Origin of the sequence: Myxococcus guangdongensis (genome assembly GCF_024198255.1) — a bacterium.
Lineage (GTDB): Bacteria > Myxococcota > Myxococcia > Myxococcales > Myxococcaceae > Myxococcus > Myxococcus guangdongensis.
Genome location: NZ_JAJVKW010000001.1, coordinates 1,100,735 through 1,114,846 on the forward strand (window position 1 = coordinate 1,100,735; position 14,112 = coordinate 1,114,846).

Genomic DNA, 14,112 nt, shown 5'->3' on the forward strand with positions numbered 1-14,112 from the left:
GGTCCCACGAGGTCTCCTGGATGTCGGGTGATGTAGCGCGACAGGCGTGTGTCCACAGGAGGTGGGCTGGCCCTGGAGGTGCCGGTTTGGCTAGCCTTACGACTCCATGTCGCGGAGCGTCGTCGCCTCCCGGTCCGCAGCCGCCCCGGATGAAACCCATCTCCGTCCTACCCCAGCGCCGTCTCCGCCCCCCTTGCCATCGCGCGATGCGCTGGCGCACGGCCAGGAGCGCCTGAGGTTGGCCGCGCCCTCGACTCCAGCGTCGTGGTGGCGGAGCGCGCGCGAGCGCGCTCGTGATTGGGCGCTGCGCGTCTGGGAACCCATGCAGGGAACCCAGGTGGGCCGCTTCGCGACCGACACATTCCTCGCGGCGAGGACCGTGGCCCAGGGCTTTCGCGGAGAGAACCTCCGACTCCGTGCCGCCGCGCTCACCTACATCAGCATGTTCTCGCTGGTGCCGTTGCTGACGGTGGGCCTGGTCCTGCTCAATGCGTTCCACCAGGACCGCTTCGAGGAGCGACTGCGCTTCGTCGTCCGGGAGATGCTCGCCCCGGGAGTGCAGGAGAAGTCCGCCGCGGTGCTCAACCAGCTCCTCGAGCAGAGCAACTCCGTGGCCATCGGAAGCGTCGGCTTCCTGGCCATCCTCCTGTCCGCGGGCTCCCTGCTGCGCCACATCGACGGCGCGGTGAACGAGCTGTGGGGCATCCGCCGTCAGCGCCCTTGGGGCACCCGGCTGCTCATCTACTCGGGCCTGCTCCTGTTGGGTCCCATCTTCCTCGCGGCCTCCCTCACCGGGACGCGGGCGGTGCGCGGCGTCCTCCAGAGCCTGCCCTTCGCGAGCGTCCTCATCGCGCTCGGCACCACCCTCATCGCCGTCGTGGGCCTGACGCTGCTCTACTTCTGGACCCCCTACGCCCATGTCCGGGTGCGCTCCGCCCTCGCGGGGGGACTCGTCGCGGGCCTCGGGTGGATCGTGGCCAAGTCGGTCTACGCCGAGTTCGCCGCGCGCAGCTTCCGCTACAACCTGCTCTACGCCTCGCTGAGCGCCCTGCCCCTCTTCCTCGCCTGGGTCTACGTCAGCTGGCTCGTGCTCCTCTTCGGGGCCCGGCTCTCCTACGCCGTCGAGCACACCGCCTTCCGCGACTCCCTCTTCGCCTTCGGCACCCACCCCCGGGCCCATGAGCTGGTCGCCTCACGCATCGCCCAGGAGACGACGCTGACGTGGGTGGACGGAGGCCCGGCTCCCACGCCCCGGGTGCTGGCGACCCGGCTTCGCGTCCCCGAGTCGCTCGTCCACGAGGTGGTCGACCGCATGGTCACCGCGGGCCTCCTGGAGCGCCTGCGCCGGGGCGGATTGAGGCCCGCCAGGGACCCCGCCTCCCTCACCCTCGCCGACACCACCCTCGCGGTGCACGGGGTGATGATCTCCGGCGGGGCGGACACCTGGGACGGCCCCAAGGCCACCGGCTTCGAGCAGGTGGAGCACTTCTTCCAGGAGGCGGACTGCCTCGGCGTCGAGCGCCTGCGGCGCACGCGATGGACCGACCTGGTGGCCCCCCTGCGGCCTGAAGTCGCCCAGGAGGCCCCCTCGCCTCCCCCCCGAGTGGCAGCCAGCGGAAATCCGTAAAGTTTCTAGGTGGTTGGGAGTCCACCCTGCTTGCAGTGCCGGCGCGTTCTGTTATGTTTTCCTGATTCGACCACGGGCCAGAGTGCCCTGTTGCGAAGGGGTCACCGGGTTTGCGGGAGCGTCCGATGCTCAAGTCCGATCTGATCAACATCCTCGTGGCCAAGCGGGGCGTGACGCAGAAGCAGGCTGAGGCCACCATCGAGACGATTTTCGAGTCGATGAAGGATGCCCTCTGTCGCGGCGAGAACATCGAGATTCGCGGCCTCGGTGCCTTCCACGTGAAGAACTACCAGGGCTACCAGGGCCGCAACCCGAAGACGGGTCAGGTCATCCCGGTGAAGCCCAAGCGGGGACTGCTCTTCCGCACGGGCAAGGAGCTCAGGGACCGGGTCAACCGCCCCGCGCCCCAGCAGGCCCAGGCGGACCTCGCCTCCCCCGAGAGCAAGGGCCCCGGCAGCACCGGCACCGGCCTCTGACCCACCGTCACATCCCATGGGACACCGGCGACAGCCGACCGATGGGACGAATCTGCAGGGCGCCATCCAGCTCGCCATAGGTGAGCACCGCCACGTCCGGGAACGCCCCCTCGCACAGCCTGCGCAGTGACCTGCGCACATCCGGCGCGGTGAGCAGCACGGCCTTCCCGCCCGTCGCGACCTGACGCACCCCCTCCAGGATTTCCGCCACCCGCTCCGGGTCCGGCGCGAGCCCCCTCGGCCCAGCCGCCCGCAGAACCTCCTCCACCTCGGGGTCCACCAGGTAGGCATACAGCGGCCCCGTGGGCGCGAACTTGTGGCTGAGGTAGCGACGCAGGGCCTGACGGCAGCGCTCCGCGAGCGCGGCGGCGTCCCCCTCGGTGGTGGGTGACACGAGCGCTTCCAGGATGGCCCTCAAGTCCCGGATGCTCACCCCCTCCTGGAGCAGCTTGCGCAGCACGTCCGTCAGCAGCGGCAACGGCACCTTCTGGAGCGCCTCCTTCACCAGCATCGGCGCACGCGGCTCCATCCCCTCCAGGAGCCCCTGGACATCCTGGAGCCCCAACAACTCCGCCGCCCGGCTCCGCAGCACGCAACGCAGGTGCTCGGCCAGCAGCGCCTCGGGGCGCAGCACCTGGACCTGGGCGAGCTCCACCGGGCCCCTGCCCGACTCCGGAATCCGGCTGATGCTCCTCCCCGTCGCGGGCTCCACCGCCGGCTCCGCCTTCACCTGGAGGAACGCGAGTTCGTCCGGAGGCGCCAGCGCATAGAGCACACCCGGGGTGAGCTGCCCGCCGCCCGCGGGGACCTCGTCCACCAGGATTCGATACTCCCCCGGGGACAGATAGGCGGCCTGGGTCCTCACGCGGATACCGGGGACCCGGACGCCCAGTTCGAAGAAGAGCTCGTCACGGACCGCGTTGAGCTGTTCGTGCACGAACGCGCCCCCGGAAGACTGCGTCAGCACCGTCAGGTCCGGCGCGAGGTCCAAGGTGAGTGGAGACACCCCCACCGCAAGCCCCGCGCTCATCGGAGGAGCCGCCTCCTTCCCGGAAGCCCCCACCTTCTCGCCCGACGCGTCCGACTCGCCTGCCGCCGCCACCGGACGGGCCGCGCCACGCGACAGGGCGTACCCGAGCCCCGCCAGGGCCGCCGCCAGCACCAGGAACGTCAGGTGCGGCATGCCCGGCATCAACGCGAGGACGCCGCACAGTCCCGCGACGACCCAGAGCGTCCGGGCCTCACCGAAGAACTGTGATCCAATCTCCGCGCCCAGCGAGTCCTCCTCCCGCTCCGACGCCACCCTCGTGACGACGAGCCCCGCCGCCACGGTGATGCAGAGCGACGGCACCTGAGACACGAGCCCGTCACCGATGGCGATGAGCGCGAACGTCGCCGCCGCCTCGGAGAGCGACAGCCCGCCCTGCAACACCCCGATGAGCGAGCCCCCAAGCAGGTTCACCGCGACGATGACGAGGCCCGCGATGACGTCGCCCTTCACGAACTTCATCGCGCCGTCCATCGCGCCGAACATCTGCGACTCGCGCTCCAAATCCCTCCTGCGCTTGCGAGCCTGTGCCTGGTCGATGGCCCCGGCGCGCAGGTCCGCGTCGATGGACATCTGCTTGCCCGGCATCGCGTCCAGGGTGAACCGGGCGGACACCTCGGCGACCCGCTCCGCGCCCTTCGCCACCACCAGGAACTGCACCAGCGAGAGGATGGCGAACACCACGCCGCCGACCACGTAGTCCCCCTGCACCACGAACTCGCCGAACGCCTGGATGACGTCGCCCGCGTGTCCCTCCGAGAGCGCCAGCCGCGTGGACGAGACATTGAGCGCCAGTCGGAACAACGTGGTGAACAACAACAACGTCGGGAAGGACGTCACCTTCAGCGCGTCCTTCGCGCGCAGCGCCGCCACCAGCAGCGCCACCCCCGCAGCCAGGTTCACCGCCAGGCCCACGTCCAGCAGCCATGCCGGCAGGGGGATGATGAGCGCGCCCAACACGGCGGCCATCGCCACCGCGAGCACCAGGTCCGATGAGCTCTTCACCTTCGACAACCACGACGTCAGGGCCTTCATGAAGTCCGTCTCCGAGATGATTCGTCCGAGTCCCGCGCTTCCATCGCCGTGCGAAGGACGACCGCCGCCGCCTGGTACAGCTCCTCGGGGATGGGCTCCCCCAGGTCGTAGTGGATGAGGCTTCGCGCCAGCGGCACGTCCCGCACCACGGGGATTCCGAGCCGGCGCGCCTCCTCACGGAGCGCGAGCGCCTCCTCCTCACGCGCCTTCGCGACGAGGTAGGGCGCCTCGCACTCCTGGGTGTCGTAACGGAGCGCCACCGCGAGATGCGTGGGATTGACGACCACGGCGGTGGCCCGGGCCACGCCCCGCGCCGGGCCGCCCTGCGCGAGCTGCCGGTGCAACGCCTTGCGCTGTCCCTTGTGGCGTGGGTCCCCCTCGCTCTCCTTGTGCTCGCGCTTGAGCTCCTCTCGGCTCATCCGCAGCTCTCGAAAGTGGCTCCGTCTGGCGAGCAGGTAGTCCCCCACGCCCAACATCACCAGCACCCAGGCCAGGCTGTGCACCAGCCCCTCGATGCGTTCGAGCATGCGCGGCAGCCCCTCGCTCCCCGAGAGCCACGCGCTCCGCAGCACCTCCGGCCCCAACTCCTCCACCTCGCCCCAGACGAACATCGCCACCACGGCCACCACGACCAGCGCCTTGCCCAGCTCCATCCACGGCTTCACGCTGAACAGCCGCTTCATCCCGGCCGCGGGGCTGACGCGCTCCCACTGGGGTGCCACGTGCTCGGGATTCATCTCGAACCCCACGGTGGCCACGCTGACGCCCAGCGACGCGACCAGCGCGCCTCCGAGCACGGGCCCGCTCATGCCCATGAAAATCCAGAGCCCCTCTTCCCAGGCGCCCACCCCCTGCTGCTCGAGGAACAACCGCGCCGTCCACTCCTGGAGCCGCGCCACCTGAGGCACCGAGCCCGCCATGAAGCCGAGCACGCCTCCCAACGTCACCGCGCTGGAGGACAACAATCGGCTGCGTGGAATCTGTCCCTTGCGACGAGCCTCGCGCAGACGTTTCGCGGAGGGCTGCTCCGTCTTCTCTCCGCTCATCGCGCCAGCGCCCCCAACACCGAGAGGGCCCCACCCGTGGAGACGACCTCCGCCAGCAATCGCTCACACAACACGCCCGTCCCCAGCCACAACACCGCGCCGCCTCCCAGGATGCGCAGCGGCGCCCCCAGCTCCTGCAGGTTCAGCTGCGGCGCCGCGCGCGACGCCATCGCCAGGAAGCAATCCGCCGTCAACATCGCCGCCGCCATCGGCGCGCCCACCGCCAGGCCCGTGGCCAGCGCCCCTCCCGCGAGCACGACGACGTGCAGCGTCGCGGCCTCCGTCGGCACGAACGCGCCCAGCCCCACCACGCCGAATCCACGCACCCAGGCGCCGAACACCAGCGGCGCCACCGCTCCCGACATCACCAACCCCAGCAGCAGTTGGTGCAGCCCTTCGCCCGTGGCGGACTCGCGGCTCCCCGACACCGGCAGGCTCGCCTCCGCGGACGTGCCTCTCAACAGGTCGATGAACCTTCCCCCCATCCGCGCGGCGTCGAACGGCAACGCGGAGACCATCCCCACCGACACGCCATAGGCCAGCTCCCGCAGCAGCCAGCCCGCCAGCATCCATGACGACGTCACCGGCGCCGGCAGCCCCACGCCTCCCTCCACCCGGAGGAACAACGCCAGCGACAGCACCAGCCCCAGCCGAACCGTCGGCGGAGTGGCCTGCCCCCCCAACACGGGACACAGGAAGGCCACGGGCACGAGCCGCGCGCAGCACAGTGCCACCACGGCGGCGTCCGGCCCGAGCGTCTCCAGCGACGAGCGAACCAGCTCAAGGTTCATAGCGAGACCTCGGCGATGAGCGTCAAGAGCTGAATGGTGAAGCGCGTGAGCTGGGCGGCGATCCACGGCCCCGCGAGCACCAGGGCCATCACCGCCGCGCACAGCTTGGGCACCACCGACAGCGTGCTCTCCTGCAGTTGCGTCGTGGCCTGGAAGAGTCCCGACAGGAGGCCCACCAGCAGGCTGGCCCCGACAGGCGGCAGCGACGCGAGCACCATCAACAACAAGGCCTCACGGCCCAGCGACAGCAACAGGTCCTGGGTCATCGCGTCACCGGTATCCGAGGATGAGGCCGCGCGCGAGCAGCGACCAGCCATCCACGGCCACGAAGAGGAGGATCTTGAAGGGCAGGCTCACCTGGCTCGGAGACAGCGTCTGCATCCCCAGCGCGAGCAACACGTTGGCGATGACCATGTCGAGCACCAGGAACGGGAGGAAGACGAGGAAGCCAATCTGGAAGGCCTCCTTCAGCTCGGTGATGACGAAGGCGGGGATGATGACGAAGAGGTCCGTCTCCTGGACCACCTCCGCCTCCTCCGGCGGCCGAAGCTCGCGCGCCAGGTCCACGAAGCGGGCCCGCTCCTCGGCGCTGCCGTGCTTCACCAGGAACTCGCGCAGGGGCTGCGCCACCCGGGCCGCCGAGTCGAGAATCCGCGTGCCGGAGCCGGACTCGAGCTCCTGATAGGCGAGCTGCCCCGCGTCGAACATCCGCTCCATCACCGAGGCCATGATGTGACCCGTCAGCACCGCCGCCAGCCCCGTCAGCACCAACGTCGGCGGCGCCTGCTGCGTCCCCATGGCCGAGCGCGCCAGCGACAACACCACCGCGATTTTCGAGAAGCTCGTCAGCATCAGCACCGCGAACGGCAAGAGAGACATCAGCGCGAGCATCCCCATCATCGACAGCGGGCTTCCCGCATAGGACTGCTGACCGAGAATCCCTTCCGGGGACACCGCGGCGACCACCGGCACGAGCCACCCCAGTCCGCTGCTCATGACCGCATCCCCCTGCGCATCCCGCGCCCCGGACGAGGCCGACGGGCTGGGGCCAGGACGAAAGGAGCCGCCTGTCTCCGCTCGGGCAGCGCATGCACGTGCGCGAACGCATCACCAAAGGTCACCAGGAAGTCGCGCCCCTCCACCTCCACCAGCGCGAGGCCACACCTCGGCGACAACCCCGCCCGCGAGACGACCTTCAAGCGCTCGAGGCTCGCCGCGCTCGTGCCCCTCACGCCCCGTCGCCACCACCACCAGCCAAGCCCACCCAGCGCCCCCACGAGCAACACGCAGCGGGCCACCGAGACCATGGACATCCCTCCCATCGGCCCCAACAAGGCCAGCGCGAGCACCAGGAGCGTCGCGACCTGCAAGCGAGCGCGCGGGGAGAACGAGAACCGACGGGCATTCATGGGCGCGCTCACGGCAGCAGGGCCAGGATGCGGGCGCCGACCTCACCCTCGATGTCCACCAGCTCGGCGCGCGCCACCACCCGGTCCCCCACGCGCAACAACACCGGCGTGCTCGCGTTGATGTGCAGCGGCAGCACCACGCCCGCCCTCAACGCCGCCAGCTCCGAGAGCGGAACGAGCACCCGCGTCAGCTCCACCTCCACGTCCACGGGGAGCGGGGGCATTGCGTCGCTGCTGCGTTCATTCGATGACGGCATGTTCGACTCCGGGAAAGGCGCGCGGATTTGCGCGCGCGTCAGACAGAAGCCCTGGGGCTGGAACGTCCCCGCGAGCGAGAAGCCACGGCCCACCAGCCGTCCGTCTCCCAGGAGGCGCGCTTCCTCACGGCGCACTCCCTCGAAGACCACCACGTCCCCCACCGCGAGCGCGTCCAGCGCCTGGGGGGAGAGCGGCATGCGCCCCACCAGACACCTCAGCTCGAGCGATGCGGCGAGCACCTCGGGCGCGACACCCGCGCCACGCTCCACCGGGTACTCCAGGAACACGCTCTGCAGCAGCGGCGCCGGCAGCAACAACCGGGCCCCCGCGCTCACCTGCCCCACCGTGACACGCAGCTCCACGCCCACCAGCGGCTGTCGGCCTCTCAGCCGGGCCGTGATGTCCTCGCCCCGCATCGTCAGCGCGACCAGGCGCGGCGCCAGCACCGGGTACAGCTCCGAACGGGCGCGCACCGCCGAGAGTCCCACCAGCACCAGGTACGCCAGCGTCGCGTCCTCCAGCCGGGACAGCTCCGTCACCACACCCGACCGGCCGCCCGAACCCGCGATGCGCTCCAGCACCGCGATGGCCAGCGCGGGCTCCAGCTCCAGCACCGCCACGCTGCCCACCGCCGACAGCTCCAGCAGGACGAAGACCGCCGGCCGCATCAGCCCGCCGAGCGGAGAGACCACCGCATCCAGCAACCGGGCCTCGGCTGTCACGGGACACCCCAACTCGCGACCGAGCGCCTCGCAGATGTCCCCCAGCGCCTGCCGCCCCTGGTTCGCGACACGGGGACGCGCGGCGAGCACGAGGTGCGCCCGGCTCATCCTGCGTGCCCCCAGCCGGCGCAGTCTGCGCGGCTCGGGTGAAATCGACGGTTCGGTGTCCAGGTTCATCGAAGAAGGCTCTCGGGGGGAGTGAGACGACGCACCCCTCTCGTGCACGGCCCCCGCCAGGAGGCCGTGTCGTGATGTCGCGGAGTTGGAAGGCGTGAGAATCCGGGCTCGGGATGCCCGGTACGGAGAACAGGACGGACAGGCGACGGACGTCAGCGCGTGGCTTCTCGAATGAGCCGCTCGGCCAGTGAAGTCAGCAGGGGCGGAGCCAACGGGTCCACCGGCTCCACCACTCTCCCGGGGAACAGGGTGCGGTGATAGGGCGGCAGACGCCGGAACACCTCCTTGCGAAGCGACTCCGGCGCCTCCTCCATCAAGGCCTTCAGTCTCGCGGCGGCGTCGGCCCGTTCACCGAACTCCATCGCCACCTTCGCCTGCCGCTGCGCCGAGGGCATCGCCGACAAGTTCCGCAGGTGCACCTTCGCGCGCCGCATCGCCCCTGTTCCCAGCCCCTCCAAGAGTTCCCCCGCGCGCTCCCGTCCGAGCACCCACGCCACCAGCGCGTACCGCTCCAGGGGAACCACCAGGAGCGGGCGGTACACCGTGGCCTCCACGTCCACGGGCGGCGGAGGTGGCGCCACGGGCACCTCCTCCTTCCGTGCCGCACGCCGGACCCGCCCTACCCGTGTCGCTTCCATGTCGAGCCCCTCTCAGGCGACCTTGCGCGCCGCACCCGGCGACAACACGGGCCGCGCGGGCACGGGCGGAATCACGGGCGTCGCGCTCAGCTCGCGGAAGTGCCTCATCCGCAGCGCCACCCAGACGAGGGCTCCCGACAGTCCCGTCACCAACACACCGAGCACCGCGAGCAACACCCGCAGCCGGAGCGGCGAGGACAGTCCTTGCGCCGCGGCCACCTCGCCCCTCGCGGGCACCTCGTCCACCAACAGCGACACCGACTCCGTGGACAACCCCTCCACGCCTCCGGCCACGAGCGCCTTCAGGACATCCGAACCCTGCCGCACCCTCGCCGCCTGGCCGGGCATCACCCGCACCATCGCCGACGCTTTCGACGGCGTGGGCGCGACACCCGGACGCGGCGGCGGGGGAACCACCAGATGGACTCTCGCCAGCAGCACCCCCTCCATGGACTGGAGCGTCTTCTCCAAGCCCCGCTCCAGCACGCGCACGCGACACAGCCCCTCTTCCGTGGGCGTGCGCACCAGCCCGCTCCCACCGAAGACGTCGCAGCCCACCTCCGCCGCGGGCCTCGGCAACCCCAGCTCCGCGAGCACCCTCACCGCCTCCGTCGACTGGTCACCCGCGACTTCGATGGACCACGAGGGCTTCTTGCCCGCATCCAGGACCTTGCGCGCCTCCACCCCCCGCTGGATGAGCACCGTCTGGAGCTCGTTCGCCTGCCGTTCATCCAACCCCTGCTGGATGCGCTCTCGACAACCCGCCGTCCCCAGGAGCAACAGGAGGGCGAGCCACCTTCGGGAAATCGATGACATGGCCGTGCTCAAACCTGCGTCTGGAGGACCTGCTTGACGCCACCGGTCGCCTTCTCGACGACCTTGCCGGCGAGGTCGATCTCCTGGCTCGCCCGATAGACCTGCGCCTGCAGTGACAGCAGCTCCGCCGACGAGAAGTCCCGGCCCGACTCCGCCAGCCCCATGATGTGGTCCAGTCGCTTCTGCGCCTGCCCCACGCGCTCCATCACCTGCGCGGCCTGCTGCTCCCGCGCCGACTGGACCGAGTCCACCCGCTCGCCCGCCTGCGCCCGCGCGCAACCCGCGGAAGCCCGCGCCCCCGTGCCCTCTGCGCGGACCACACCCGCGGAGGCCTCGCCCGCCGGGCGCGTCGAACCCTCCACCGACACGGGCGGCCCTTCGCTCCGCCCGGGACTCCTGGCCCCCTCCAACACTTGTCCGAACCGCTCGCGCCCGGGCTCCACGGGCGACAGGCCCGGGCTCCCCACGGCGCCCACTTTGTCCACGCTCATGGCTGCCGTGCCCTTTCAGCGGATGTTGTTGATGGCGGCCTTCGCCGAGTCGTGGCGGACCTTCATGATGTTGGAGACCGCGTTGTGCTCCCGGCTCTCGCGCTGCATCTCGTTCTGCAGGTGGAGATAGGCCGCGTTGAACTTCTGGCCCTCCTCGCTGAGCGCCTTCTGCGCGTTCAACAGCTCCCACGCGTCCGTGCTCCCCGTCGACGTGCCGCCCGTGCCCATCGACGCGCTCGCCGAGGACGTCGACGCCGTGGACGCGAAGTCGGACGTCTTCATGGGCGCCACCTGCGCCACCGCCAGCTTCGTGCTGGAGACCGCCGCGCTCAGGATGGCGCCGGTCGGAATCATCCCGCCCACCACGCCCGCCCCCTTGTTCACGACGGTGTGCGCCGCGTGCGCCAGCACCGTCCCGAAGTCGTTGCGCGGCGTCTGCCGGGGAAGGGTGTGGGTGGTGCTCAACAGGTACGGGCTGCGCTGACTCGGTTCCAAGCAAGACCTCCGGCGATGGGTGCCGGAGGCCCCTGTTCAGGGCCCATGCCAGGAGAAATCCCGAGCAATCCCGCCTGTCTCGGCGCCCACCGGGCTCCATCCACCGGGAAGAGCGTCCAGACGATGAGATGGGCGGACGGGACGGAAACTTGCCTCGCACGCCAAGTGCCTCAGAGTTGTCGCACCCTGTCGCACGCGGAGGAGCAGATGCAGACTTCCAATGGTGGCCCCCCTATCGCCGAGCGCTTCCACCCGCGCGTCGAGGCGGACATCGCCGTGAAGGTGCTCCTGCCGGGACGCGCCGTCATGGTCCGTGCCCGCGACGTGTCCATGGCGGGCCTGTTCCTGCTCGCCCACCCGGGCGACTCGCAGCGTCAGCTCACGCTGGCCCTGCCGCTGCCGGGGGACCGCGAAATCGTCACCACCTGCACCATCCGCCGCCGCGAGGCGAACGGCGTGGCGCTGGAGTTCGGCGAGCTGGACTGGGACGACCTCATCGCCCTGGCGCGCTTCCTCCACCCGCGCCTGCCCTGAAGCTCAGGCCGGCTCCGAGCGGGGCGCCGCCGTGCGCAGCCGCTCCACCAGCGCCATCAGTTCCGCGCCTCGGAAGGGCTTGTGGATGTAGCCGTCCGCGCCCGCCAGCGTGGCGCTCTCCATGTCCGACTTCTTCGCCTTCGCGGTGAGCATGTAGAGCGGCACCGTCGCCGTGACGGGGTCGCTCTTCAGGATGCGACACGCGGAGATGCCGTCGAGCTGCGGCAGGACGACGTCCATCAGGATGAGGTGGAAGGTGCGGCTGCGCGCCAGCTTCAGCCCCTCCAGCCCGTTGGCCGCGCACACCACGTCCACCGTGCCGTCGCTCAACATCGAGCGCACCAGCTCCCGGATGACGGGTTCATCTTCCACGAGCAGGATGTGAAAGGGTGCCTGGGACATGCCAACCATGTTTCTCCGGCGCGATGCTGGACGACTCGAGGGCGATGACTCGCGGGCACGCCACCCCCACTTCCGGTGCCACCTGCCGCGCGCGGTATAGCCCCGCCGATACCACGCGCACCAGGGTTGCCATTCATTTGTGTGGAGCACCACGCATCCGACATGTCTGCCTCGGATTCACGGGGAAATCCGTACCTCGTGTCCGAGCCCCGCCCAGCGGACCGCTCCCCGGACCAGCAGGCCCCCTGGGCCACCCGCTCCTCTCGGAATTCCACCCCACCAGGTCACCTCCCCCACGCCCCTCCCTCCAGGGCTTCGGTTCTCCGTTGTCCCGGAGCGCTATGATGAGCCTGAAATGGCGGCAAAACTAGAATGTCCTGAGTGCCGAGGCACGGTGGGGCGAGACGACTTCCAGTGTGAGCACTGTGGGTTGCTCCTGGACCCGGAGCAGGCCAGCGGGGAGTACGTCATCACCGAGCCCACCATCGTCCGGGCCATGCTCTCTCCGCCCCAGCGCACCCGGACCATGGAGCTGCCCCGGCCGCCGCCGCAGAAGCCCGCGGCCCATGACCTGGCCACCGCGCGCTTCACCATCCCCATGGATGGGCAGACGGTGCCGCGCCTGCGTGCCGGGTTGGATATCGCGCTGCAGCCGCTGCATCCCTTCGAGGCGCATATCGCGTCGTTCGTCGATGGCGTCCACGCGGTGCCGCAGCTCGCGCTCGCGGCGCGGCTGCCTGAAATCGAGGTGAAGGTCGTCCTCAAGGCCCTGCTGGAGCGCGGCGTCGTGGAGCTGCGGCGCGAGCCCACTGCGCCACCGAAGCGCAGCCTCACGGCCGAGATGCCCGTGCTCGACGGCTCCGAGTTCCTGGAGCCCGCGGCGCTCGGCGCGGACGAGGAGGAAGAGCCGTTCACCCTCCGGGACGAGGAGGTCCCCACCCTCTCGGGTGAGTCCCCCATGATGCTGATGGCCCTGGGTGACGAGGATGGCCTGACGCCCCTGGCGCTCGGTGACGAGGAGCCCGTCGAGGACCGTCCGACCCGACGCGACAGGCCCCCGAACACGCCCTCGCATGACGAGCCCGCTCAAAGCACGCGTTCCGGAGCCGCGCCCTCGCCCCGTGGAGCCTCGGGCCCTGCTCTCGGGGAGCGACCTCCGCCCGCGAGCAGGGCGCGACCGCTGGCCTCTCGGCCGGGCGCATTCATCGGAACGGCCGTGTCCCCTCCATCGCGGCCAGGAGCCTTCGACGGAGCGGCGCCCGCGCACGCTTCGCGGGCAGAGGTCTTTTCCGAATCGGATGCCGTGTCAGCGCCACGCTCGGCCGTCGCCGCTGGAGCGCCAGTGGCGGCACCCTCATCATCACGGCCCATGGCTTTCGACGGAGCGGCGCCCGCGCATGCTCCGCGCCCCGCCGGAATGGTTCCCGCGCCCGCGTCACGGCCAGCAGCCGCTGGGATGGCCCCCCTGCACGCGTCGAGACCCGCCGCTGCCCCACCGAGCACTGTCGTCCCCTCGGACGAAGCCCCCACGATGAGGAGCTCACATCCGCAGTTGGGCGGCGCCTCGCGCGTGGTGCATCCGGAACCTCCCGCACAGCCCTCCCGGGTACCTCCACCGCTCGTCACCGCCAGCGGCGCGACCACCCTGCCCGCCGTGCCGTTCCCCGGGATGGTGGCGCCCGCGCCCGCCGAGCACGCCACGCGCTCCCAGCGGCCCTCGATGCCCCTGGACGCGCCGCTCCCCGGCGTGGCCCCTCATTCTCCCGAGGACCTCCTCCAGCGCGCCGTGCGTCTGGAGCGCGCCGGACACGTGGAGCGCGCCATCGAGGTCCTCACCAAGGCCATCGACCGCGCCCCCGATGCCGCCGCGCTCCACAGCAAGCTGGCCCTCATCCTCGTCCATCAGCGCAAGGACTACGCGCAGGCGGCGCGGCTGCTGGAACGCGCCGTGGAGCTGGAGCCGGGCAACACCGTCTTCCAACAGAACCTGCTGAAGGTCGCGGCGCTCTCCGCGGCCAGCGCCGGCCAGCGCAAGGAGCGCAAGCCCGGTCTCCTCGCCCGACTCACCGGCAGACGCGGCTGAGGTTTGCGCCGCTCAGCACCTCGGACCTCCGCTCGGCGCTCGCCTCCAGCAGGCCCTGCCGGGC

The 14,112-nt window shown here is 70.7% G+C and carries 16 protein-coding genes; 4 read left to right on the plus strand and 12 right to left on the minus strand.

Annotation, left to right across the window (positions count from 1 at the left end; all coding sequences use genetic code 11):
- Nucleotides 1-322 precede the first annotated feature (322 nt).
- Nucleotides 323-1,627, plus strand: a complete 1,305-nt coding sequence (locus LXT21_RS04450) for a YhjD/YihY/BrkB family envelope integrity protein (protein WP_254036829.1) — start codon at nt 323-325, stop codon at nt 1,625-1,627.
- 125 nt (nt 1,628-1,752) lie between these two features.
- Nucleotides 1,753-2,103, plus strand: coding sequence for an HU family DNA-binding protein (locus LXT21_RS04455; RefSeq protein WP_046715538.1), 351 nt, complete (start codon nt 1,753-1,755; stop codon nt 2,101-2,103).
- A gap of 7 nt (nt 2,104-2,110) precedes the next feature.
- Here LXT21_RS04455 and LXT21_RS04460 read toward each other — a convergent pair whose 3' ends face one another.
- From LXT21_RS04460 to LXT21_RS04510, 11 genes are all read right to left on the minus strand, one after another.
- Nucleotides 2,111-4,186, minus strand: coding sequence for a flagellar biosynthesis protein FlhA (locus LXT21_RS04460; RefSeq protein WP_254036830.1), 2,076 nt, complete (start codon nt 4,184-4,186; stop codon nt 2,111-2,113).
- Nucleotides 4,183-5,232 (minus strand): EscU/YscU/HrcU family type III secretion system export apparatus switch protein, encoded by a 1,050-nt coding sequence (locus tag LXT21_RS04465; protein ID WP_254036831.1) that lies wholly within the window; start codon nt 5,230-5,232, stop codon nt 4,183-4,185. The genes LXT21_RS04460 and LXT21_RS04465 overlap by 4 nt, the downstream gene beginning before the upstream one ends.
- On the minus strand, nt 5,229-6,023 hold the full coding sequence (locus LXT21_RS04470) for an EscT/YscT/HrcT family type III secretion system export apparatus protein (protein WP_254036832.1): 795 nt from the start codon (nt 6,021-6,023) through the stop codon (nt 5,229-5,231). The genes LXT21_RS04465 and LXT21_RS04470 overlap by 4 nt, the downstream gene beginning before the upstream one ends.
- Nucleotides 6,020-6,289, minus strand: coding sequence for a flagellar biosynthetic protein FliQ (locus tag LXT21_RS04475; protein ID WP_254036833.1), 270 nt, complete (start codon nt 6,287-6,289; stop codon nt 6,020-6,022). Before LXT21_RS04475 ends, LXT21_RS04470 begins: the two co-directional genes overlap by 4 nt.
- Before the next feature lie 4 nt (nt 6,290-6,293).
- Nucleotides 6,294-7,019: a type III secretion system export apparatus subunit SctR gene (gene sctR / locus LXT21_RS04480; RefSeq protein ID WP_254036834.1), complete on the minus strand. Its 726-nt coding sequence runs from the start codon at nt 7,017-7,019 to the stop codon at nt 6,294-6,296.
- Complete coding sequence (locus tag LXT21_RS04485; RefSeq protein ID WP_254036835.1) at nt 7,016-7,432, minus strand: flagellar biosynthetic protein FliO; 417 nt, start codon at nt 7,430-7,432, stop codon at nt 7,016-7,018. Before LXT21_RS04485 ends, sctR begins: the two co-directional genes overlap by 4 nt.
- An 8-nt stretch (nt 7,433-7,440) precedes the next feature.
- A complete protein-coding gene (locus LXT21_RS04490) occupies nt 7,441-8,589 on the minus strand; it encodes a FliM/FliN family flagellar motor switch protein (protein ID WP_254036836.1) in 1,149 nt (382 codons plus the stop codon).
- A 152-nt stretch (nt 8,590-8,741) separates the two neighbouring features.
- On the minus strand, nt 8,742-9,170 hold the full coding sequence (locus LXT21_RS04495) for a hypothetical protein (protein WP_254036837.1): 429 nt from the start codon (nt 9,168-9,170) through the stop codon (nt 8,742-8,744).
- A 69-nt stretch (nt 9,171-9,239) separates the two neighbouring features.
- The gene (locus tag LXT21_RS04500) at nt 9,240-10,043 is read right to left on the minus strand and encodes a flagellar M-ring protein FliF (protein WP_254036838.1); all 804 of its coding nucleotides are present in this window, start codon (nt 10,041-10,043) and stop codon (nt 9,240-9,242) included.
- A gap of 8 nt (nt 10,044-10,051) precedes the next feature.
- Nucleotides 10,052-10,534 (minus strand): ATP-dependent helicase HrpB, encoded by a 483-nt coding sequence (locus LXT21_RS04505; protein WP_254036839.1) that lies wholly within the window; start codon nt 10,532-10,534, stop codon nt 10,052-10,054.
- A 15-nt stretch (nt 10,535-10,549) separates the two neighbouring features.
- Complete coding sequence (locus LXT21_RS04510) at nt 10,550-11,029, minus strand: hypothetical protein (RefSeq protein ID WP_254036840.1); 480 nt, start codon at nt 11,027-11,029, stop codon at nt 10,550-10,552.
- Between the two features lie 207 nt (nt 11,030-11,236).
- Here LXT21_RS04510 and LXT21_RS04515 point away from each other — a divergent pair, with 207 nt between their 5' ends.
- Nucleotides 11,237-11,563, plus strand: coding sequence for a PilZ domain-containing protein (locus tag LXT21_RS04515; protein ID WP_254036841.1), 327 nt, complete (start codon nt 11,237-11,239; stop codon nt 11,561-11,563).
- 3 nt (nt 11,564-11,566) lie between these two features.
- On the opposite strand, the gene LXT21_RS04520 is transcribed toward LXT21_RS04515, so the two are convergent.
- The gene (locus LXT21_RS04520; protein WP_254036842.1) at nt 11,567-11,974 is read right to left on the minus strand and encodes a response regulator; all 408 of its coding nucleotides are present in this window, start codon (nt 11,972-11,974) and stop codon (nt 11,567-11,569) included.
- Between the two features lie 385 nt (nt 11,975-12,359).
- Between LXT21_RS04520 and LXT21_RS04525 the strand changes: the two genes are divergently transcribed.
- Nucleotides 12,360-14,048 (plus strand): tetratricopeptide repeat protein, encoded by a 1,689-nt coding sequence (locus LXT21_RS04525; protein ID WP_254036843.1) that lies wholly within the window; start codon nt 12,360-12,362, stop codon nt 14,046-14,048.
- The last annotated feature ends 64 nt before the right edge of the window (nt 14,049-14,112 follow it).

What these genes read in the sequence shown, in the direction of transcription:
- LXT21_RS04450 (WP_254036829.1), top strand. Translation starts at nt 323, where the DNA reads ATGCAGGGAACCCAGGTGGGCCGCTTCGCGACCGACACATTCCTCGCG.
- LXT21_RS04455 (WP_046715538.1), top strand. Translation starts at nt 1,753, where the DNA reads ATGCTCAAGTCCGATCTGATCAACATCCTCGTGGCCAAGCGGGGCGTG.
- LXT21_RS04460 (WP_254036830.1), bottom strand. Translation starts at nt 4,186, where the DNA reads ATGAAGGCCCTGACGTCGTGGTTGTCGAAGGTGAAGAGCTCATCGGAC.
- LXT21_RS04465 (WP_254036831.1), bottom strand. Translation starts at nt 5,232, where the DNA reads ATGAGCGGAGAGAAGACGGAGCAGCCCTCCGCGAAACGTCTGCGCGAG.
- LXT21_RS04470 (WP_254036832.1), bottom strand. Translation starts at nt 6,023, where the DNA reads ATGAACCTTGAGCTGGTTCGCTCGTCGCTGGAGACGCTCGGGCCGGAC.
- LXT21_RS04475 (WP_254036833.1), bottom strand. Translation starts at nt 6,289, where the DNA reads ATGACCCAGGACCTGTTGCTGTCGCTGGGCCGTGAGGCCTTGTTGTTG.
- sctR (WP_254036834.1), bottom strand. Translation starts at nt 7,019, where the DNA reads ATGAGCAGCGGACTGGGGTGGCTCGTGCCGGTGGTCGCCGCGGTGTCC.
- LXT21_RS04485 (WP_254036835.1), bottom strand. Translation starts at nt 7,432, where the DNA reads ATGAATGCCCGTCGGTTCTCGTTCTCCCCGCGCGCTCGCTTGCAGGTC.
- LXT21_RS04490 (WP_254036836.1), bottom strand. Translation starts at nt 8,589, where the DNA reads ATGAACCTGGACACCGAACCGTCGATTTCACCCGAGCCGCGCAGACTG.
- LXT21_RS04500 (WP_254036838.1), bottom strand. Translation starts at nt 10,043, where the DNA reads ATGTCATCGATTTCCCGAAGGTGGCTCGCCCTCCTGTTGCTCCTGGGG.
- LXT21_RS04505 (WP_254036839.1), bottom strand. Translation starts at nt 10,534, where the DNA reads ATGAGCGTGGACAAAGTGGGCGCCGTGGGGAGCCCGGGCCTGTCGCCC.
- LXT21_RS04515 (WP_254036841.1), top strand. Translation starts at nt 11,237, where the DNA reads ATGCAGACTTCCAATGGTGGCCCCCCTATCGCCGAGCGCTTCCACCCG.
- LXT21_RS04520 (WP_254036842.1), bottom strand. Translation starts at nt 11,974, where the DNA reads ATGGTTGGCATGTCCCAGGCACCCTTTCACATCCTGCTCGTGGAAGAT.